Source organism: Nostoc sp. CHAB 5836 (genome assembly GCF_020829445.1).
In the GTDB taxonomy this organism is placed as follows: Bacteria; Cyanobacteriota; Cyanobacteriia; order Cyanobacteriales; family Nostocaceae; genus Nostoc.
In genome coordinates, this window is the sequence record NZ_JAIVFV010000156.1 from 1 (window position 1) to 15,932 (window position 15,932).

General features: G+C 41.3%; 13 protein-coding genes. 9 read left to right on the forward strand and 4 right to left on the reverse strand.

Annotated features, from left to right (window positions below; translation table 11 throughout):
- Positions 1 to 875, reverse strand: an 875-nt coding sequence (locus LC605_RS24555) for an AAA family ATPase (protein WP_229550121.1), incomplete at its 3' end; no start/stop codon positions are given.
- 937 nt (positions 876 to 1,812) lie between these two features.
- Here LC605_RS24555 and LC605_RS24560 point away from each other — a divergent pair.
- The 4 genes from LC605_RS24560 to LC605_RS24575 all read left to right on the forward strand — a co-directional run bounded on the left by LC605_RS24560 (position 1,813) and on the right by LC605_RS24575 (position 7,375).
- Positions 1,813 to 3,366 (forward strand): DNA cytosine methyltransferase, encoded by a 1,554-nt coding sequence (locus LC605_RS24560; RefSeq protein WP_229550122.1) that lies wholly within the window; start codon positions 1,813 to 1,815, stop codon positions 3,364 to 3,366.
- Positions 3,321 to 4,442, forward strand: coding sequence for a DUF3883 domain-containing protein (locus LC605_RS24565; protein ID WP_229550123.1), 1,122 nt, complete (start codon positions 3,321 to 3,323; stop codon positions 4,440 to 4,442). Before LC605_RS24560 ends, LC605_RS24565 begins: the two co-directional genes overlap by 46 nt.
- Positions 4,443 to 4,660: 218 nt before the next feature.
- The gene (locus LC605_RS24570) at positions 4,661 to 5,374 is read left to right on the forward strand and encodes a conjugal transfer protein TrbI (RefSeq protein ID WP_229550124.1); all 714 of its coding nucleotides are present in this window, start codon (positions 4,661 to 4,663) and stop codon (positions 5,372 to 5,374) included.
- Positions 5,375 to 6,133: 759 nt separating this feature from the next.
- On the forward strand, positions 6,134 to 7,375 hold the full coding sequence (locus LC605_RS24575; RefSeq protein WP_229550125.1) for an S-layer homology domain-containing protein: 1,242 nt from the start codon (positions 6,134 to 6,136) through the stop codon (positions 7,373 to 7,375).
- Positions 7,376 to 7,445: 70 nt separating this feature from the next.
- On the opposite strand, the gene LC605_RS24580 is transcribed toward LC605_RS24575, so the two are convergent.
- Positions 7,446 to 8,801: a GAF domain-containing sensor histidine kinase gene (locus tag LC605_RS24580; protein WP_229550126.1), complete on the reverse strand. Its 1,356-nt coding sequence runs from the start codon at positions 8,799 to 8,801 to the stop codon at positions 7,446 to 7,448.
- Positions 8,802 to 9,188: 387 nt separating this feature from the next.
- Here LC605_RS24580 and LC605_RS24585 point away from each other — a divergent pair, with 387 nt between their 5' ends.
- A complete protein-coding gene (locus LC605_RS24585; RefSeq protein WP_041566316.1) occupies positions 9,189 to 9,506 on the forward strand; it encodes a DUF3155 domain-containing protein in 318 nt (105 codons plus the stop codon).
- 449 nt (positions 9,507 to 9,955) lie between these two features.
- Here LC605_RS24585 and LC605_RS24590 read toward each other — a convergent pair whose 3' ends face one another.
- The gene (locus LC605_RS24590; protein WP_229550127.1) at positions 9,956 to 10,486 is read right to left on the reverse strand and encodes a cofactor assembly of complex C subunit B; all 531 of its coding nucleotides are present in this window, start codon (positions 10,484 to 10,486) and stop codon (positions 9,956 to 9,958) included.
- A 172-nt stretch (positions 10,487 to 10,658) separates the two neighbouring features.
- A complete protein-coding gene (locus tag LC605_RS24595) occupies positions 10,659 to 11,006 on the reverse strand; it encodes a PadR family transcriptional regulator (protein ID WP_229550128.1) in 348 nt (115 codons plus the stop codon).
- Between the two features lie 637 nt (positions 11,007 to 11,643).
- Between LC605_RS24595 and LC605_RS24600 the strand changes: the two genes are divergently transcribed.
- From LC605_RS24600 to nth, 4 genes are all read left to right on the forward strand, one after another.
- Positions 11,644 to 12,222, forward strand: a complete 579-nt coding sequence (locus tag LC605_RS24600) for a DUF3611 family protein (protein WP_229550129.1) — start codon at positions 11,644 to 11,646, stop codon at positions 12,220 to 12,222.
- A gap of 101 nt (positions 12,223 to 12,323) precedes the next feature.
- Positions 12,324 to 13,604: a serine--tRNA ligase gene (gene serS / locus LC605_RS24605; protein ID WP_229550130.1), complete on the forward strand. Its 1,281-nt coding sequence runs from the start codon at positions 12,324 to 12,326 to the stop codon at positions 13,602 to 13,604.
- Between the two features lie 103 nt (positions 13,605 to 13,707).
- A complete protein-coding gene (gene rseP, locus LC605_RS24610) occupies positions 13,708 to 14,808 on the forward strand; it encodes an RIP metalloprotease RseP (RefSeq protein WP_229550131.1) in 1,101 nt (366 codons plus the stop codon).
- Complete coding sequence (nth, locus tag LC605_RS24615) at positions 14,784 to 15,482, forward strand: endonuclease III (RefSeq protein ID WP_229550132.1); 699 nt, start codon at positions 14,784 to 14,786, stop codon at positions 15,480 to 15,482. The genes rseP and nth overlap by 25 nt, the downstream gene beginning before the upstream one ends.
- The last annotated feature ends 450 nt before the right edge of the window (positions 15,483 to 15,932 follow it).

Sequence of the window (15,932 nt, forward strand, 5' to 3'; positions counted from 1 at the left end):
GCTTGTGGTCGATACTCAATATTTTGAACGTAGTATACAGACCAAGGAAAACAATTTCGCAGTTGGGTTTCTTCCGTTAGCTCAATTGGACGCGCTATTGGCTCTGCGATCGGCTGGATAGTCTGCTTTACAAAGCTGAGTTGTTGTTCCCAATTTTGGCGCTGGTGCTGGACAACTTGCAAACTTTGTAATTGAATATTATCAAAAGCTTGCACCTGTTGCAGTTGGTTGAGTTCGGCTTCTAACTCCACTCTTTGGGCTTGCGTTGTCTCGCGTTGTTGTAGCTGAATTTTAATCGACTCTAAAGAACGCTCTAACTCTAACGCCTGTGCTTTGAACTGACGAGAAGATTCCTTTGCCCGTTCTTCCAAATCATCATACTGATTGAGTTTCAACAACTCCGCTAAAATTTCTTTACGTTCTGTGGGACGCTTGAGCATGAATTCATCTGCACGACCTTGACGTAAGTAGGCAGAGTTAATAAATGTATCATAATCAAGCTTGATATGTTCTAGAATCAAATCTTGGGTTGCTCTTACCCCTTTGCCAGTGAGTGAGCGAAACCCAGATGGTATTTCTATTTGAAATTCGAGGACGCTAATACCTCCCCGAATTCGGGTACGAATCACCCGATATTTTTGCTGGTTACTTTGGAAAGTAAAATCAACCCGAACTTCTTTCGCACCAGAATAGATCACATCATCTTCAACAGTGGCGCGGCTTTCACCCCAAATAGCCCAAGTGATTGCTTCTAAAAGAGAAGATTTTCCCGCACCATTGGAACCACAAATACAAGCCGTATGCAAACCGCCAAAATCTAAAGTTGCATCACGGTAACTGAGGAAGTTTTTGAGGATAAGTTGTACTGGGATCATTCACGCTATAGCGCCACATCTACTTTTAATAATTAACAGTACAGATGCACTGTTTGTTAGTTTAGCTATCTAGATATCAGGTTTCTAGTCTTGAAGACATCAAATTTACAAAAATTAACAATAGGTTGAGTTAATTTTTCTTGTTGCGTGAATAAGTTTTGCTATATTCGGAGAAAAATAAAACTCTCCAGGAGACTTCGGGTTATTTATTTGTGTTGATTGAGATGAAAACATAAAAAGAAGAGTTGTGGGAGATTATTTCTGCTTGGATTGCCCAAGGTTCTTTACTTTCCAAAAGTAGGCTAGCTGTAAATTCTCTTAGCTGTTCGCCTTTTGTGGATAATTTTAAAAAATCTAAACCCGTACTGGCGGGTTTAGTTTGTATGGTTGTCGGACTTCTAATAGCCAAGGCATCATTTTAATTTGGCTCGTTGCGATGGGCCTCTGGAATTTCCTTATCCGTATAGCCTGTGTGAAAAGCACAGCACCTATATTCGGGAGTTATGGACAAATGTCTGCAAGTTGCACAGTCTTTGGATCAAGTTAAAAACGTTGACTGCAAGAGAGTTGATGAAGTTTTGTAAAGGTGCAGAGAGGTTTTGAGTAAAGCTCCTGCCCATAAACGTACAAATAAGGGTTCTTGCGTTGGTTTTATGGTGGAGCATTAAAATCGCAGTTTTATAGAAAGTCTCAAAAACTTAAGATAAAGTCACAGCAAGGAATACAGGCTATGATCAAGTTTTATTTGTTATTCTGTTCCATAAAATGAACTGAAGAGCTGAAATGAGTAGGTTTTCTGAGGAATTATTCTGGATTGCCATAGTAATAGTATTGTAAAATTGTAGGGCTTTTGTTTACTAATTATATTAGCTATATTATTAAATTCATAGCTCTGTATATAGGACATTAGTGCTAATAGCAGCAACGAGGATATTGTGTGTTTAGAGACCCGATAAGACAAAAAATTCAACGACTACAACTAGGAGGAAAACCGAGAGGTTTAGATATTTTTGCTGGGTGTGGCGGTCTCTCTCTTGGGTTTCACAGTGCTGGCTTTGACATTGTAGGAGCTGTAGAATGTGATCCTATAGCGGCTGAATCTCATGCGGTGAACTTCTACAAAAATACTTCGGAAGAAATTTGGAGACTACATAGCACTGCTCGGGATATTACTATTATTGAACCAGATCAATTAGTTAGTGAATTGCTCTTAGGTGGCGAGGTATCAAATGCCATTGATGTAATTATTGGCGGCCCGCCTTGTCAAGCTTTTGCAAGGGTGGGAAGATCAAAATTGAGAGAAGTAGCAGATCATCCCGAAGCCTTCCGGCAAGATCCCAGAGCCAATTTATATTTAAGATATCTACACTATGTCAAATGCTTACGTCCCTTGGCTCTCCTGATGGAAAATGTGCCAGACGCTCTCAATTATGGAGGGCATAACATTGCTGAAGAGATGTGTGAAGCTCTTACAGAAAGTGGCTACACCTGTGGGTATACTCTTCTAAATGCAGTGTATTATGGTGTACCTCAGATGCGTGAAAGGATGTTTATGATTGCATACGCAAATGAACTCAAAACACAAGTTAATTTTCCAAATCCAACTCACTGGATAGAGCTTCCTAGAGGTTACGAAGGGTCAAGACAGGTGGCATTAAAACATCTTTGTGGTAAAAAAAAGCAAAATAAGGTATCTATACAGTTAGATTTGTTAAACACCAATAATTTATCTTCATATATATCACCGCCACTTCCTCATCAGGGTTTAGAAAGAGCTATTAGTGCAAGTGAAGCTATAGGAGATTTACTTCCTATAACTTTACATCTTGAAGGCAAGTTAAAACGTGGTGCTAAAAGATTTACCACATTAACTCCCTACTCTGACAATTTAGAACCTTCATCTTATGCTCTAAAACTCAGGCAATGGGAAGGTTTTGAGGGGAATGTTGGCGTAAAGGATCATATAATTCGCGCACTTTCGCGAAGAGATTTCGAGATATTTTATCGGATGTTACCAGGAGAGCAATATCCAGAAGCACATAAACACGCAATAGATATTTTGAATGAAAAGCTGGGGCAGTTGAAGCAATCTAATAGAAATGTGGAGTTTGGTAGTGTAGAATTCAATGCTTTGAAAAATAAAATTGTGCCTCCTTACGATCCATATAAGTTTCCCAATAAATGGCGGAAAATGGAGGCTGAGAAGCCTGCAAGAACATTAATGGCTCATTTAGGTAAAGATAGTTATTCTCACATTCATTATGACAGCAATCAGGCTCGAACTATTTCAGTTCGAGAAGCAGCACGTTTACAGTCATTTCCCGATGGATTTATTTTTGCAGGTACTATGAATCCAGCTTTTAGACAAATTGGAAATGCTGTTCCACCCCTACTTGCCACAGCGATCGCTAATCAAATGTTTGAACAAATACAAAGAGCTATAATATGTCAAGAAAGCTTGCTGTTAAAAGACTTACTGCCTCAGACCTGACTTTTTTTGAATGGCATTTTAAGAACCGTCCTGCGGGAAAACAAAAAGCGATTAACTTGAATGCAGATGTTTTCATCAATGAACTCTACCCTACTTTACGTGATTATGTACAAACTCAAATAGGAAGGAGGATACCACTCGACATATCAATTTATGGGCCTGGTCTTGAGAGTGAGTATAATCTTCAACGGAAAATAGTTAGAGGCAATGCGTACAAAAACTGGCGGCTGAATGGTGAATTTGTAACTAATCCTGATGAAAGTTCTGAAAGGTTTAATATTCTAGAACCCGGTGATTTTGTCATTTTTGACTTTGATGGAATTAACGTTCCTGTTGGTGCAAAAGCTATATTTGTTGCAAATAAGCATTTGGATGATACTTCGCTTCATGGTTCCCTAGAGTCCTTTCTAGGACAATTCAGAATGAAGAGTTTGACACCTTTAGATATTAGTAAAATTATTAACGAAAGTGAGATTTGTTTCAAGCATCCTATAAATGATCTTGTTTTGGATGATGTTTTAGAAGATTTTGTTCAAGGTGGAAACCAAGGATTACAGAAGCTGTTATCAAGACCTTCAGGTAGAAGAATATCACCTGCTGACTTAAAAAAGGCAAAAGAAACTGCTGAAGCCAACGGACGAAGAGGTGAAGAGTTTGTAAATGCATATCTTTACTCTCAGAAAAAATTAGGTAATATCCGTGATTACTATTGGGAATCTAATGAAAACCCAGTATCAGTTTATGATTTTTCATTAACCTTACCTAACGGGATAAAAGTTTTAATTGATGTTAAATCCACTGGAAAAAATTTTAATCTACCATTTCACGTTTCACTGGGTGAGCTACGCTGTATGGCTAACGCAGAACGATATGACATATATCGAGTATTTAGTATGGGTCAGGATTGTGCGAAATTGCGAATTGCAGAGTGTGTTGATAACTTTGCCAACGAAATTTTAGAAATTTTTAGAGAATTACCAGAGGGGATTTCTCCCGATTCAGTATCTGTAGAACCTTCATCTTTAATTTTTACAGGAGAAATAGAAGTTTATATTGATGAGATAGATGAAGAATAGCAAACTGTATATTTCAACAGATGCATTACAGACTCTAGGAAGACATTAAAATAGGACTTACGCAAAATTCTCTCAAAAACCTGATTTGTCGTAGCGCACAGATTTCACATCATAATAAGTACTTGTATACGCCTATAGACAGGTTCAAGAACACTCAGAAACAAACTCAGTGAATCCCCGTCATTACATACATCACATACACAAAGGATAACCCTCTTATGACACCCTTACATCAATGGAAATCTGGAACTGCTGCACTGATGGCAATGGCCGTGACCACAAGCGTCATTAGCCCCCTATTGAGCTTGGCTCCAGCTAATGCTCAATATAGAATTGGGCAAGACAGAATTGGACAATACGGGAATGTTACCATCCCTTCTGGGGTTGCTTTTCCTGTAACCTACGAAAAAGAGACAATTACTATTGCTCCTGGGGAAAGTAAATCTATAACCTTGAGAATAGCCAACGACATTATCGACAGAAATAGAAACGTCTTGATTCCTGCTGGTACTAAAGTAAATGGACGCCTAGAATCGGTTGACTTAGATAATTATTCAAGAGATACAGATGAGAACAAAGGAAAAGGTGTGCGGTTTGTAGCTCAAGAATTAGAATTTTCTAACGGTCAGCGTCAGTCGATTAATGCAACTTCTCGAACATATACCACAACTCAAAAAGTTACACAGGGCCCTAGCACAGGTCAGGTTTTAACTGACGCAGCTATCGGTGCGGGTGCTGGTCTTTTAGGTTCACTAGTTACTGGGAACCGCAGAATTGACGATTTAAAACCTGTTATCGGTGGGGCCGCGGGTGCGGGAGCGAGTGTGCTGTTGCGCAAAAAACAAGCCAATGTCTTTGTTCTCAGACCTGCACAGGATTTAAGGCTCACACTGAATTCTAACTTAAATTTAGTACCACAATCCCGCTACTAGATTTAACTCAATTAAAGTAGTGACTTTAATTATCTCCCATAGGCGATCGCCACTTTAACTATAGTGTGCGATCGCCTTCGTTTTTGGCTCGAAAAAATCCATTTTCCAGCAACTATTTTATCTCTCTATCGTCTGACTCAGGATCCATATTTATTGCAACACTTATACTTTGTTACTTACCTTATTCGACAGTAAAAATAAATTTGCGTAGGTTGGGTTGAGGCGGGCTTTGTTGGGTTTCGCAGAGCCTCAACCCAACCTACGATTTTCCAAAACCTACGCAGTATTGAAACCCAACCTACAATTATCCTTAACTGAACCGTATTGAACTATAGTGTGCGATCGCCTTAGTTTTTCAGTCGAAAAAATCTATTTTTCAGCAACTATTTTATCTCTCTATCGTCTGACTCAGCATCCATATTTATTGCAAAACTTATACTTTTTTTGCTTACCTTTTTGGAAAATGACTCTATTACAACAGAGCGATTTCATTCTAGACATAAACCACCCGGAACTGAAGTTCCTGGCTCATAACTAAAGTCCGTTAAAACGGACTATAACCTTTTCTCAGTCGTCTTTAGACGACTTTCGCTATTAGACTGGTGAATTCATTCTGATGCGGGCTAAATGAGAATTAAATAGCCCTGGTATTACAAAGAGAAAAATTTTCAAAAAAAACAAAAATAATTGGGAACCTAATATTTGAGTAAATGTCTAATTAATTAACAGAAGAAAATAATTTTACGGCACTAAAAAATAATGTTTAACTTAAATGTTTGGCAATCTGGAACAGCTGCACTCATGGCTTTGAGCGTCACAGTCGGTGCTGTCGCTCCTTTCATTACAGCTTCGCCATCTTTAGCTCAAACTACTTTTTCAGATGTTTCATCTAACTATTGGGCAGCACAATTTATTCAACAATTGTCACAGCGAGGTGTAATTGCCGGATTTCCTGATGGTAGCTTCCGCCCTGAAGAAGCAGTGACACGCGCTCAATTTGCAGCGATGGTTAACAAAGCTTTCCAAAAAGCACAGCAACGATCGCCAATCAGTTTTGCTGATGTGCCTAGCAACTATTGGGCATCCAGTGCCATTGGGCAAGCTTATACCATTGGTTTCTTATCAGGTTATCCTGGAAATCGCTTTGAACCTAACCAAGCTATTCCTCGCCAACAGGTTTTAGTTTCCCTCGCTAACGGTCTGGAATATAGTCCCAGTGGCAATACCGAAAGCACTTTGCAATACTTCAACGATGCCTCTAACATCGCTAGCTATGCCCGTAACCCGATCGCAGCAGCAACTGAAAAGCAAATTGTGGTTAACTATCCTAACGTTAAGTTCCTGAATCCAACTGCAACCGCCACTCGCGCCCAGGTAGCAGCTTTTATCTACCAAGCATTGGTTAGTTCTAATCAAGCCTCAGCAATTAACTCGCCCTATGTCGTCGCTCTTGGGTCTAGTACCCCAACACCTGTATCAGTCACAATTCCCCAAGGGACTGCTATTCCAGTGAAATATGACAAGGCAGAAAAAATTCTGGTTACAAAGGATGAAACAGCGCCTTTGACATTGACAGTATCCCAAAACGTAGTGACGCAAGATGGATCTGTAGTGATTCCTGCTGGTAGTCAGGTTATTGGTCAACTCAAACCTGCTACAGGCGGTTCTCAATTCATTGCCGAGAAACTAGTTTTGAACAATGGTCAAGAGTATCAGCTTAACGCTACTTCTGAAGTGATTACCAAAACTCAAACTGTCAACAAAGGCACTAGTACTGGTTCAATCATCCAAAATACTGTATTAGGCGCAGGTGCGGCGGCGGCGGTATCTGCTGTCACAGGCGATCGCGCCATTGCCACAGAAGAAGTCTTGGGTGGCGCTGGTATCGGTGCGTTGATTGGTCTGTTCTTCGGTAAGAATAGTGTTGACTTAATCGCCATTGATCCAGACACCGATTTACAAATGACAATCAATCAAAACTTGTTGGTTTCACTAAGATAGTCATTGGTCATTGGTCATTAGTGATTAGTATTTATAATTGGACTTTGGACAAATGACAAAGGACAAATGACTAATTTTCAACTTCCGGTAACCAAATAATAAAGGTAGTCCCCGGCGCATCGGGTGAAGTTAGCTTAGAGTTGATTGCAGGGCTGAAAACCTCGATTTCGCCCTGCATTTGCTTGATTAATTGTTTAGCGATCGCTAACCCCAAACCTGTGCCGGGGATTTCTGTTTGCGCTTGTACACCCCGATAATGCCGTTCTCCAAGATGCTCTAAATCTTGGGGTGGAATGCCGGGGCCGTTGTCACTAATGACAATTCCCTGAAAATTAGCTTTTTCTTGCCCCGCCTGAATCAAAATTTTGCCGCCGGTGGGAGTATATTTCAATGCATTATCAATGATGTTAGTTAGCACCTCTCGTAATGCTTTGATATTGGCACGTACTAGAGGTGAATTCTGTTGAATTTCAGTTATTAGTTTTAGCTTTCGCTCTTGGGCGATCGCTTTGGCTGATATTAATAATGGTTCTAATATATCTGCTAACGAGCAGTCAACTGCTTTATCTCCCGTTCCCGGCAATAATAGCGGCGGTTTAGCGTCTCTTTGGATAGTTGCTTCTACAAATACTTCATCTTCCGCCAGATGTAGTGGTGCTAAATCTGCCTCTGTCAAGTCAATTACTTGCTCAAATTGTTGCAGTAATTCTTGGAGGCGATCGCTTTCTCGCACAATACTATTTGCCACATCCCGGTTGGTGTCTGCTGGTCGTAGTCGCTTCAATAGCAGTTTGCCAAAAGTCCGCAACGCCGTTAATGGGTTACGAAACTGATGCAACAGGTTATCCAGCAAATCTCGCTGTTTTTCTTGGAGAATTTGTTGTTCATGCAACTGCTGTTCCAACCATGCTCGTCGCTGATCTAAAATACAGGCGATCGCTAATGTTTGGGCTATCCGTTGAATCTGACTTTGTTCGTGTTCATTCCATGCTCGATCTTCCCTACCTGTCACCAGTAACCCCATCATCACACCCTCATAAATCAGAGGTAAAACGATTTGGTTGCCACTAAGTAGGTATTCCTCTTTTACATCGGCTTGAGAGGCATCAGATACCTCAGACTCCTGTGACGAGGTTGGAGATTCTGAACCTGCTGTCAATAACCTTTGGTGATGATTGGGTAATATAAACACATTTCCAACTTGAAGTTGCTTGTGTAATGTCGTTTCAGCAGTCTCATCCCCTGGTGGTAATAATGTTGTTTCCGGATAAATTACCACAGGAATAAGTTTTGCATCGCTTGGAGGAGTCTCTATCAATTCTTGTGTTAGGTACACAATACTTAAAGTTGCTCCCAGCCCTTGGGTTAGCAGCGCTATTTGCTCTCGACACACAGCGAGAAAATCGGAACTGGCAGACATTAACATTTTTTAGCTCTTGCTCAAGATTACAGATTTTGAGGCATGATTAGGGACTGACAAATAAAAAAAATAATCAATCAATCACTTTGGTGAGCAGGGGAAAAAGAACTCTGATGGTCGTATTGGATGTTTAATTTTTGAAAGTCCCTTAACAGAGGATAGTTAGTTTTTACCTCACTTATTTAATAAATCTTAACTAAAAATCTTCTTAAGAATGGTTTGTACTAGGCGATTATATTCTTAGCTGCTTTTGTTTTATGTATATTCAAAGATATTAATTTTCTTACAGGAAAAGTTTAAAAACTATTGATATTTTGAACTAGAACCTATATAATGACGACGGATTTTGTAGCTATCACTACAATCTATAGCTTGAAAGAGGAGGACAATCGATTGGCAAGGAGACGCAAAAGGAAGAGTCGTCGTCGGCAGGAAGGACGGCGCATTTTGGAACACGTGCCTCAATATAGCATCGAAAGTGGCGAAGAAAAACCTGTGACAGCAGCGAGAAGATTCATTCAAGCTGAAGGGATTTTGCCACCGGCGTTGTTACTCGTAAAGCGAAATGAACACACTACAGACCGTTATTTCTGGGCGGAAAAGGGACTGTTTGGTGCTCAATACGTAGAGGAAAACCATTTCTTGTTTCCTAGCTTGAGGGTGTTAGAACCTTCGCCAGGTCAAGAACCTCTTGCTTTAGCTAGTCGGTGAACCATAGATGGTCATCTTACGCATTGAATGTGGCTCCTGACTATTATTAACTGGCAAAAGTGCTAAGTTTATGGAAAATTTAATTTTTTTTAGTTTCTAGCTGATTTGCCAGTAAAGCTAGTCCAGGTAGTTGGAAAGTAAATTTGTCTCAAACCAAGCTAGATTGCATGGGTTGATACTATATTGATGATGCAAAAGGGATTGGGTATAGGGGCAAGCGCGTCCAAAAGCGCTAGTGAAGTTGCTCTCTTATGCCATAGATTGTTCACTAAGCTCTGTCAACAAATTTAAGTTAATGAATTTAAATTTTTTCCCCACCACTTGTGTGACGGGGAAAACTGACAAAGCAGCAGTCTTGATTTCCTGCTTCCTACTTTCCATTGCCTAAAGAGTAGGTCAGGTCAGAAGTCTGCATATCATAGTTAAAAGATGGTCACAAAAATCAACAATTATTTCCCAGGCTTTAGCTGTAGAGTCCTCTGCAACTCACTGAGTTCATCTCTATGTGCAACTACAGTGATTTTACTTGAGGAGGTTTGTTCGCTCTGAGTTGTTTCTACTTTGAGCGACACCTTCTCAAGTCTTCCAGATTTTTTCCAATAAAATAGACCACTTAAAGGCGACAACAGTACCATAGCCAGAACGAGAGTACTGAGGCTAGGAAAAAGCAGGGATACTACCAGAGATAGACAAACAATCCCAGTAGCTGCCAGTAAAGTGAGAAATATAGCTAAGAACCAGCTAGGGCGAACATTACCTTCAAAAGTCACCTGGTTTTGTTGTTGGTCTACCGCTGCCACTCGGTAAGACCGCGATCGAAAATACTCTTTTAATAGAGACATTAAAGCAGCTTCGTCTTGCTCTGATACCAGTTGTGCTATTTCTGTGCGGTCTTTAGTCGAGGCACGAATAAAGAAAAATAGCCCAACTGATAACAATAAGGTTAGCAGGAACGTAGATGGCAGAATAGCAGTATCCATAACTAATCGTTAGTGTTTGACTGGAGGAGACTTATTCATTATCAATTATTCGTTATACCAATTTGAACAATCATTGGAACAAATGCCGCGCCAAAAAGGGATTACCAAGGACTCTTCCACAATCCAAAATCCTTCGACTGAGCGTAGTCGAAGTCTAAAATCTCAAATGGTATTACTTTGTCCTCCTGTTGATGTAGTTTTGCCAAAGACAAGCTAAATCCTGCGCTTGAACTTGCCATTCGGGAGAAACTTGGTACATTCGCCTGGGGCGTCCCCGTCCTTCGAGTTTCTTCCAATATCCACTGATTCCCCTTTGATCTTCCAGAAATTTGATTGCACTATAAAGTACGGTATCCGAAAGCCTATAAGTGGGATATTCAGTTTCTAATTGCTCAATCAACTCGGTTCCGTAGGATTCACCTTGTAATAAAACAGACAGTATGTAACAAACTGCTACTTCCTGACAAAGGTAAGTTGGCGGAGGATTCTCAAAGAATTGATATATATCCTCAAGTTTCATGGTTAGTGAATGGCTAAAAAAATGCCTTAGAGTAAGGTCTACAATCCTTGTAGTCAGTATACAGTGCTACTGCTAAGTGAGTAATATATATAAAGCTACTTAGACTAATTTTGCAAAGCGTAAACACCAAATAATTACCCACGCCGGCGAAGTTGTGGGACGAGTTTGCGAGTTTTAGGGGCACAAAATAGCGTACCCTTACCCAAGCTCGATACGGTGTGGTGAGGAGCGAACAGACAGTGGCGAAGTCACTATCTTGGTGTTAAGTATCTTGGTGTTAAGTGATGCCGAACTGGTTAGAACTGCTTAAGCAATAAAATGCCATCGAAGAAATTTTACAGGTAAAATGCTATTTTGTCTGTAAAAGTTAATAAACACTTTGTTTTACAGTGATTTTCCCAATGCCATTTCTAAAAGCTTAGGCTAAAGCATATGTCTGGTTTAAAGCTTCTACGTCCGTGGACACACTTAAGCAGAAACCATTAGCGATTTCTTCCACAAGAGAATCTCTTGTCTTATTTGGCAACTGTGATAGTAAATTTATCAAAGAAGACCTTATGGCAAGGGGAAAGAAGACGGGGGAGAGGCCCCCGCGCCCCCATATCCCTTAATCAAGCGCCCAGCACATTGGTTCACTATGTCACAAACTCCTGATGCTCCATCATCTTCCTCAACTCTTAGGGCAATTGCCCAAACCTTCCGTCTTACAGGTTGGATTAGCTTTTGGATTCAGCTAGTACTAGGGGTTGTTTCTAGCATAATTGTGCTGCTGTTCGCCATCTTTAATCAAAGAAGTGGCAGCCCTAGTAATAATCCCGGGACTGGCTTTGGCGTATTTTTAGCAATTTGTGGGCTGGTTATTTTGGGTGGAGGCATCTATTTAGCTTACCGTTACACTAGAATTGGCAAGCAATTGGAATCCTCCAATCCCAGCAACCGCCCTCGCAAAAGCGAGACTGTGCAAGTATTAAGCTTAGGGCTGTGGGTGAATTTAGGAGGAACTCTGGTGACTCTTTTAGGAGCGCAAGCGATCGTTGGAACATTGGTAGCAAGATCCATATCTCCTCAAGCTATAACTACTCAATTTTTTGACCCAACCCGAATTATTAGCGGTCTAGATATGCTTGTGGTGCAGGCAAACACCAACACTGTATCAGCCCACTTTGCAGGGCTTGTAGCGTCGCTTTGGCTACTAAATCGCATTAACCGACCTTAGAGGTTGTTTGAGATGTTTGCTTTTCTGCTGATGGCAAGCCAAAATCAGTATATGCTGATGTGTTGGCAGGTAGATAATAGGCTAAAAACTGAGAAAAATCTGTGCTGGATATCAAGCAAATACGGGAAAATCCGCAATTCGTTCAAGAAAGATTGAATACTCGTAGTGGTAAATACGAGATCGAACCGATATTACTGTTAGATCGGCAACAACGGGAACTTGAGGGGACGCGTAGTCAACTCCAAGCTCGTAGCAACGAAATTGGTAAACTTGTCGGGCAGAAGATTAAATCTGGGATCAATCCTCAAGACCCAGAAATTCAAGCTTTGCGAGATGAAGGGAACTCTGTCAAAGTGACCTTGAGTGAGCTAGAACCTCAGGAAAAAGAACTCAAAGCTAAAATTGCTCAACTTGTGTTGGCACTTCCCAACTTGCCAAGCGACTCTACACCCCTTGGAAAGAATGAGGAAGATAACGTAGAAGTGCGCCGTTGGGGTGATGAGTACATTCCCCAAAATCCGAATATTCTCCCTCACTGGGAAATTGGCGAAAAGCTAGGTATTCTCAATGTTGAGCGAGCTGTGAAAGTTGCCCAAAGTCGGTTTGTGACATTGATGGGCGCTGGTGCAGCATTGGAGAGGGCATTAATTCAATTTATGCTGACTCTCCATACTCAAGCTGGTTATGTGGAAGTCAGTCCACCTCTGTTAGTTAATACTGAGTCTTTGACGGCGACCGGTCAGCTACCTAAATTTGCCGAAGAAAGCTTTAAATGCGCTGATGACGACTTGTGGCTGATTCCTACGGCCGAGGTTCCAGTTACAAATCTCTACCGAGGTGAAATTCTCGCTGCTGAAGATTTACCTATCTACCACTGCGCTTTTACTCCCTGTTTTCGCCGCGAAGCTGGTAGTTATGGGCGCGATATGCGGGGATTAATTCGCCTGCATCAGTTCAACAAGGTGGAAATGGTGAAATTTGTCGAACCTAGTACGTCTTTTGATGAACTGGAGAAATTGGTGGGGAATGCAGAAGCAATTTTACAGGCGTTGCAGTTGCCTTACCGAGTAGTAAATTTAAGTACTGGAGATTTGGGATTTGCCTCTACCAAAACTTATGATTTAGAGATTTGGTTGCCCTCTTCTAGCAAATACCGCGAAATTTCTAGCTGTTCTAACACTATAGATTTTCAGGCGCGACGGGCTGACATTCGCTTCAAAGATGCGGGGAAGAAAGGTACTCAGTTCGTACATACTCTAAATGGTTCGGGTTTGGCGGTAGGAAGAACGATGGCAGCAATTCTGGAGAATTATCAACAACCTGATGGGACGGTGAGGATACCAGAAGTGTTGCAACCTTACTTAGGGCGTGAAGTTTTGTAATTAGTCATTAGTCTTTTACCAATACCCCATGCCCCATGCCCAATGCCCAATGCCCAATTAGAATGGAGATAACTATAGCTTAATATTTTCACTAATTTGCTCTATGTCAGTTTTAGCAGCGATCGCAGTCTTGGCTGTTTTGATCTTGGTACACGAGTTGGGACATTTTGTTGCAGCACGTTCTCAAGGCATTCTCGTTAACCGTTTTTCTTTGGGTTTTGGCCCAGTTCTTTTAAAGTACCAAGGTTCACAAACCGAATATGCTGTCCGCGCTTTTCCCTTGGGCGGTTTTGTGGGCTTTCCCGATGATGACCCCGATAGCGATATTCCACCCAATGACCCAAATCTGCTGCGTAACCGTCCAGTTTTAGACCGGGCGATCGTCATTAGTGCTGGAGTGATCGCCAATTTAATATTTGCTTACTTTGTGTTGGCTCTGCAATTCGGTATTGTTGGCATTCCCAAGGAATTAAATTATCAAGGTGGTGTCGTTGTACAGCCTGTTAATCAAGAATCTGTTGCCTACCAAGCAGGAATTCGGGAAGGAGATATTATTCTGGCTGTGAACGGTCAGGAACTCCCGGCTTCTGATAAGTCAACTCCTTTGCTGACAAAAGAAATTCAAACTCATCCCAATCAGCAAATCGAACTGAAAATTCTGCGTGAAAACCAACAACAATCTCTGAAATTAACACCAAAACTAGGAGCCGATGGCAAAGGTGTAGTAGGAGTGGCACTTAGTCCAAATGCTACAGCAGTTTATCGCCGTCCTAATAGTCCTTTTGAAATCTTCGGGCTTGCTGCTAACAGATTCCAACAATTATTTGTTGGCACACTCAGCGGCTTTGGGCAGTTAATTACCAACTTTCAACAAACTGCTGGACAAGTTTCTGGGCCAGTTAATATTGTCAAAATAGGTGCAAAGTTAGCTGAGGACAATAGCGTAAATCTGTTGTCTTTTGCCGCAATTATCAGCATTAACTTGGCTATTATCAACATTTTGCCTTTACCAGCTTTGGATGGGGGACAACTCGCTTTTCTGCTGATTGAAGGTTTGCGCGGTAAACCTGTACCTGCCCGCATTCAAGAAGGTGTAATGCAAACCGGTTTGGTGTTACTCTTAGGGTTGGGAATTTTTCTCATAGTCAAAGAAACCACCCAATTAACTAGTCAATTGGAATGGGTACAAAAATTATTCCAGTGAAAACAGGGAGTGCGGAAAAGAAACTTTTGCCTTTAAGGAAGCGATCACTAGAAATTTTAGCTCGTCTGAAGCGTCTTTATCCAGATGCTACTTGCTCTTTGAACTACTCAACGCCAGCACAATTGTTGGTGGCAACGATTCTCTCCGCTCAGTGTACGGATGAGCGTGTAAATAAGGTGACACCAGCTTTATTTGGTAAGTTTCCAGATGCTGAGAGTTTAGCGATCGCGGACTTGATAGAGTTAGAAAACTTGGTGCGTTCAACTGGATTTTATCGCAATAAAGCCAAGAACATTCAAGCCGCCTGTCGGATGATTGTCACTGAGTTTAACTCTGTTGTCCCCAACGAAATGGAACAGTTGTTAAAGCTTCCAGGTGTGGCGCGGAAGACAGCAAATGTAGTCCTGGCTCATGCTTATAACATTAATGCTGGCGTAACAGTAGATACTCACGTCAAGCGCCTCAGCCAACGTTTGGGTTTAACTGAGCACACAGACCCCCTTCGGATTGAGCAAGATTTAATGGGTTTATTGCCGCAGCCTGATTGGGAAAATTGGTCAATTCGCCTGATTGATCACGGTCGTGCTATTTGTAAAGCACGCTCTCCCGTCTGCGTTGCTTGTGAACTTGCCGATTTATGTCCTGCTGCTACTAAGCCAGTGGTTGTAGGGTAAGTGACAAGTGTAGCCCTGTCACTGCTGGTTGGAGGACTTGCATAATTTTTGACTAGCTTCAACTTTTAAAACATCCTCTTAGGCGTAGTTAAATATCTCCGAAAACCAGTCTCTAAGCTTGATTTATCGGCTTTTACTGCCCCCTCTTGACAAAAGTGCAATTACCTTGACCTCTCACTCATGGTTTGCGACAGTTGCGTAAGTCCTGCTATTAATAGCGTGATGAGCAATCACTGAAAATTCACGGTTCCCCCTTGCCAACTGAACACAGTGCATAAACCATTGTTGCCTAGAACCCGGCACTGTGGGCAGTTTCAGGAGACAGAAAAGCATTTCCCAAGAAAAATGGAAAAAGTAGTTGACACAAAGAGTGAGGTTCGCTATATTGAATAAGTGCCTGAAGCGGAGCGAAAAAAGCAACGCTTAAGAAACACCGAACCTTGAAAATAT

What these genes read in the sequence shown, in the direction of transcription:
- LC605_RS24590 (WP_229550127.1), bottom strand. Translation starts at nt 10,486, where the DNA reads ATGGATACTGCTATTCTGCCATCTACGTTCCTGCTAACCTTATTGTTA.
- rseP (WP_229550131.1), top strand. Translation starts at nt 13,708, where the DNA reads ATGTCAGTTTTAGCAGCGATCGCAGTCTTGGCTGTTTTGATCTTGGTA.
- LC605_RS24580 (WP_229550126.1), bottom strand. Translation starts at nt 8,801, where the DNA reads ATGTTAATGTCTGCCAGTTCCGATTTTCTCGCTGTGTGTCGAGAGCAA.
- LC605_RS24600 (WP_229550129.1), top strand. Translation starts at nt 11,644, where the DNA reads ATGTCACAAACTCCTGATGCTCCATCATCTTCCTCAACTCTTAGGGCA.
- LC605_RS24570 (WP_229550124.1), top strand. Translation starts at nt 4,661, where the DNA reads ATGACACCCTTACATCAATGGAAATCTGGAACTGCTGCACTGATGGCA.
- LC605_RS24575 (WP_229550125.1), top strand. Translation starts at nt 6,134, where the DNA reads ATGTTTAACTTAAATGTTTGGCAATCTGGAACAGCTGCACTCATGGCT.
- LC605_RS24565 (WP_229550123.1), top strand. Translation starts at nt 3,321, where the DNA reads ATGTCAAGAAAGCTTGCTGTTAAAAGACTTACTGCCTCAGACCTGACT.
- nth (WP_229550132.1), top strand. Translation starts at nt 14,784, where the DNA reads ATGGGTACAAAAATTATTCCAGTGAAAACAGGGAGTGCGGAAAAGAAA.
- LC605_RS24595 (WP_229550128.1), bottom strand. Translation starts at nt 11,006, where the DNA reads ATGAAACTTGAGGATATATATCAATTCTTTGAGAATCCTCCGCCAACT.